The sequence below is a fragment of the Ruminiclostridium cellobioparum DSM 1351 = ATCC 15832 genome, assembly GCF_000621505.1.
Classification (GTDB): domain Bacteria; phylum Bacillota; class Clostridia; order Acetivibrionales; family DSM-1351; genus Ruminiclostridium; species Ruminiclostridium cellobioparum.
On the sequence record NZ_JHYD01000072.1, the window covers coordinates 1 to 4,656 of the forward strand.

Annotated in this window: 3 protein-coding genes; all 3 read right to left on the reverse strand. The window is 38.0% G+C overall.

Going from position 1 to position 4,656, the window contains the following annotated elements; genetic code table 11:
- Window positions 1–1,163 (reverse strand): AMP-binding protein (locus T344_RS0119260; RefSeq protein ID WP_027630034.1); only part of this gene is annotated, 1,163 nt, incomplete at its 3' end.
- Window positions 1,164–1,210: 47 nt separating this feature from the next.
- Window positions 1,211–2,818 carry a PhpK family radical SAM P-methyltransferase gene (locus T344_RS28800; protein WP_051572063.1) on the reverse strand — a complete coding sequence of 536 codons (1,608 nt, stop codon included), beginning with the start codon at window positions 2,816–2,818 and terminating at the stop codon, window positions 1,211–1,213.
- Window positions 2,819–2,837: 19 nt separating this feature from the next.
- A partial coding sequence (locus T344_RS0119270; RefSeq protein WP_027630035.1) for a condensation domain-containing protein occupies window positions 2,838–4,656 on the reverse strand: 1,819 nt, incomplete at its 5' end.

Sequence of the window (4,656 nt, forward strand, 5' to 3'; positions counted from 1 at the left end):
CTCAAGGTTCCCTGCTCTCTGTCCAGAGCAGTTATTGCCTCGCTGTCCTTCAGAACAATTACCGTCCCGCTGTCCTCCAGCATGTAGCGTATCCTTTCTTCGGGATATTCCATATCTATAGGCAGATATGCCCCTCCCGCTTTAAGAACGCCCAGCACTGCTACAACAAATTCTACAGACTGGTCGGCCATGATTGCCACTATGGAATCCCGCTTTACACCTTTTTCCCTTAATACCCTTGCGAGCCGGTTTGCTTTTTCATTCAGCTCCCTGTAAGTCAGATACCTGCCTCCGGCTTCAATGGCAATATTGTCCGGAGTTCTTTCCATCTGCTCTTCAAACAACTGATATATACAGCATTCCTCGGGATATTCATGGCTGGAACTGTTAAACTGATGTATTATGTAATTTCTCTCTTCTTTGGATATGACAGCTGCATCATGAATTGTTATATTTACATCAGTAATTATGTTATTTAATACATTCTCAAGTGCCGAAACTAATTGATTTAACATTCTTTCGTTGAAAATACCGTCAGTGCACGACAGTTCAAGCTCAACCGTCCTGCCATTCCTGTCAAACGCAAAAACCAGACCATAGTCGGTGTTTTCAATATCTATCTGCCTGTGTATATTATTAAGCATGCACATCACATTTATATTTCTAAATGGATTCATTTCCTGAAAATCATCGAAAATATTTAATATGTTTTTAAAGGGATAATCCTGATTTTCATATGCTTTTAATGCTGATTTACCAGTATCCAGAATGCATTCCCTGAGTGTCTTTTCCTCTCTTATTTCATCACGTATCAAGACCACATCATTAACTGTGTATTCACTGCAGTAATCGCTATAAACCGGAGAACAGACTATAATGTCGTTACTTCCTGTATACTTGTAGATAAGACATTTTAAAGCCATAAGCAATATCAAATACAACGATAGGTCGGATTGCTTACTTAACATTATCAAGCTCTCAGATAATTCATCAGGATAACTAAATTTTACTTTAATGGGCCTTTTATTCCCATAGTCTGCTGCCCTAGTTTTCATAAACAAGTTTGAAGACGGGTAATACCCTGAGAGCCTGTCTAACCAGTATTTTTTTTGCTGCAAGAATTCTTCGCTATTTAACAATAGGTTTTCTTGAATTCTGTTCATAATTAGCCCTGCCTTTTTCATCTAAGTCCCGTATTTTTTGATTACTTCTACTTTGCGGCTTTGAAGACAGCCTCCATTCTTTTTTCGAGTTCTAGGCTGATATTCTTTTGATTTGGACTTTTTAATTTTTCGGCGATTCCTTCCTGGAAGCATGACATAAATTCTTTTATCTGATTAATATTGATACCGTTTTGCATGAGAGGGAAAATACTTGCAGAATCAAAGTTATACTGGGGCATCCAAATTGAATTTTTTACTGAGAGAAAAACTTCATTTACTAATTTACTGCCGGTTTTTGAATCCATTGTTTTATGTGACCATTTAAACTGTGAACCTTTGATACCATATTTTTCTTTTTCCTTCCATATGGGAGTTATGGGTTCGCAATACCATAACTGTGCGCGATAGAAATCCGGCCTGGTGTCTTCAATAAATCTTACTGTTTCCTGTACTGTTTTATATGTTTCACCAGGAAAACCTATAATAAATGAAGCATTTATTATAATACCGTATTCTCTTAATAGTTTCATGCCCTCTCTATATTTTTCTATAGTAGAAGCCTTGCTCATATTATTCAGTATTTCCTGGCTTCCCGACTCGATTCCAAGGAATACTCCTTCACAGCCACTTTCCTTCATTAAGCTGATTATCTCCTCATCGGCAAACTGACATCTGAAATACGAATGCCACTTAAAGGAAAACCTGTTTTTTATCATCATTTTAAGAATGTCTTTAAATCTATCCCTCGGAACATTGAATGTATCATCAATGATATAAATGCTTTTCACAGTCCCTATACTATCTAAGGCACGCCATTCTTTTTCTATTGTCTCAACATCCACAGTCTGGTATTTTCCCGCATGCTGAGGAAACCCGCAAAAAGAGCAGGAGAATGGACACGATATTGCCGTTCTGATAGTTGCAAACCTGCCTACCCTATCCCCAAACAGGCTCCAATCAACCATGTTTTCTGCTAGAATATTGTTTTCAATCTCTATATTATTGCGAATATACCCACTTTTTTGCTTGAAGTATATATTGCTTATTTGATTGAATTGAAGCCCATTTTTTACCGCATTGATAATCTGGACTAAAGCAAATTCCCCCTGTGAACTATTTATGTAGAAATCTGCATCAAGAGAACATAAAATATACTCCATCGTCACCTCATTCTGCGTTCTGGCATTTGTTGACACAAACGGCCCGCCCACAATAATCTTGGCAGTAGTATTGTATTGCCTCACAAATGAGATTATCTCTGATATCGGATACGAAGAAACATAGAGTGTTGTTGTTATTGCAATTGTTAATACATTATTCTCCCTGAGCTTTTTCGCTAATTCTTCTTTTTCATCCTGAAAGGAATTCACATAGTCAAATGTGAAGCCCCTTCTTTTAATATAGGTGCCCAAATAAGCGATTGTGGCGCTAAAAAGCTCTCCAAGATTTATAATGTCCTTATTATTGCCTGCTCTTTTATAAAAAGTATTAAATGTTTCCGCTGCTGTTATAGCCTCGCTGTTATACCTCACGAAGTTTAAGTTCAAATCCTGATAGGGCTCCGATTCTTTTCCCATTGATCCTACCATTCCCTCATAGTCACAAAACTTCATCTGGTTGTGACCTATAATCAAACAATCAATACTCTGTGCCATTTTAATCTCCACCTTTACATTAAAAATCGAATTCTACTTGGCTAACTCTTTGCTTTTTACCATCAGAAATGTATCCACTAGTACCATTTAACATGCTTAAAATCTCTTGCTTCTCCGTTTCGCTGATTATATCTATTTCCGACAATCTTATATCAGAGTTATCCGTAACCACTTTTACAATTTTTTTGAAGTGTTCTCCCATTCTCTCAATGGTTTCCCTCTTGAACAGCCTTGTCAAATACTCGAGGCTGAAGAATATTTTACTTTCTCCTATAAGCACCATAAGATTTAAATCAGCATGAGAGGTAGTATGTCCGGTATCATATGATCTGAACTTTATTTCTTCAAGCTCAATTACAGGCGTGTCCAGATTCTGAACCGTAAACATCACGTCATAGATTGGATTTCTTCCCGGCTCCCTTACAACTTTTATACTGTCTAACAGCATCTCAAACTGGTAGTCCTGGTTTTGGTATGCTTCTAATGAAAATTCCTTGACTTCCTGCAGAAACTCTCTATATGTTTTATCTCCCTTGGGATAATTTCTTAAAGCAAGCATATTTACAAACATTCCAATAAGGTTTTCAAGGTCGGCATGCTGCCTTCCCGCGGTGGCAGTTCCTACTACAATATCCTCCTGACCTGTATATTTGTACAGTAAGATATTGAATATTGCCAAAAGTAAAATCTGCATTGTATTTGTTGTTTCTGCGGCTAATTCATGCAATTTTGAAGTTAATCGTTCTTCGAGCTCAAAGTTAACTACTTCACCTTCAAAGCTGTAAACACCGGGTCTTTGAAAATCCGTAGGCATGTTAAGGATTGGTACCCCATCTTTAAATCTATCCTCCCAATACTTTTTCTGCTTATCTATTGCCCCAGAACTCAGAAGTGTATTTTGCCAATATGCAAAATCTTTATATTGCAGCCTTAAATTCGGCACCACCCTCCCCTCATAGAATGCTGTAAATTCTTTAAGCAATAAACCCAGAGACACACCATCCGTTATAATGTGGTGCATATCCCATATTATAACATACTTGTTTTTATTTTGCTTTATTAAGCCCACCCTTAACAGCGGCGCTATGCCTAAGTCAAAAGGCTTTATAAATTTTTTTACAATATTATCAGTTTCTTCCTCAGATACTTCTAGATACTCGATACTGAAATCTAATTCTTTATGTATCCTCTGTACAACTTCATCACCAACAACTTCGAAAGATGTACGAAATACCTCATGCCTCCTTATAAGTGCTTTAACAGCCTCTTCAAACTTTTCAGAGTCAATATTTCCTTCTGCAATTACTGCCATGGGTGTGTTGTAGCCTATACCTATTCCATCAAACCGACTTGTTATATACATTCTCTTCTGAGCTGATGATACAGGATAATACTCCTTTTCTTCAACAGGCTCTATCGTGGCGTATATTTTTTTCTCCGCATCTCTTATGTACTCTGCAAGGCCGGCAATCGTTGGAGTCTCGAATAGTCTTCCCAGCGGTAGCTCTGCATTCAACTCCTTGTGTATCCTGTTTACAAGGAATGTAGCCTTTAAGGAATGGCCTCCCAGTCCGAAGAAGTCATCTTCTATTCCTACCCTTTCCAGATTCAGCACCTGGAGCCATATTTCTGCAAGCTTTTCTTCAATTCTATCCCTTGGACCTATGTACTCTTCTTTCATTCCCCTTCCCTTTTTTGGGTCAGGAAGAGCTTTGGCGTCTACTTTCCCGTTAGTTGTCATTGGTATGCGCTCTACCTTTACGATATATGAAGGAACCATATAGACCGGCAGCTCCTTTTCAAGCCTTCTTTTTATTTCATTCTCCTCCGGTTCCCCG

Bases quoted from the DNA above. Each gene is read 5' to 3' on its own strand.
- T344_RS28800 (WP_051572063.1), bottom strand. From the start codon at position 2,818: ATGGCACAGAGTATTGATTGTTTGATTATAGGTCACAACCAGATGAAG.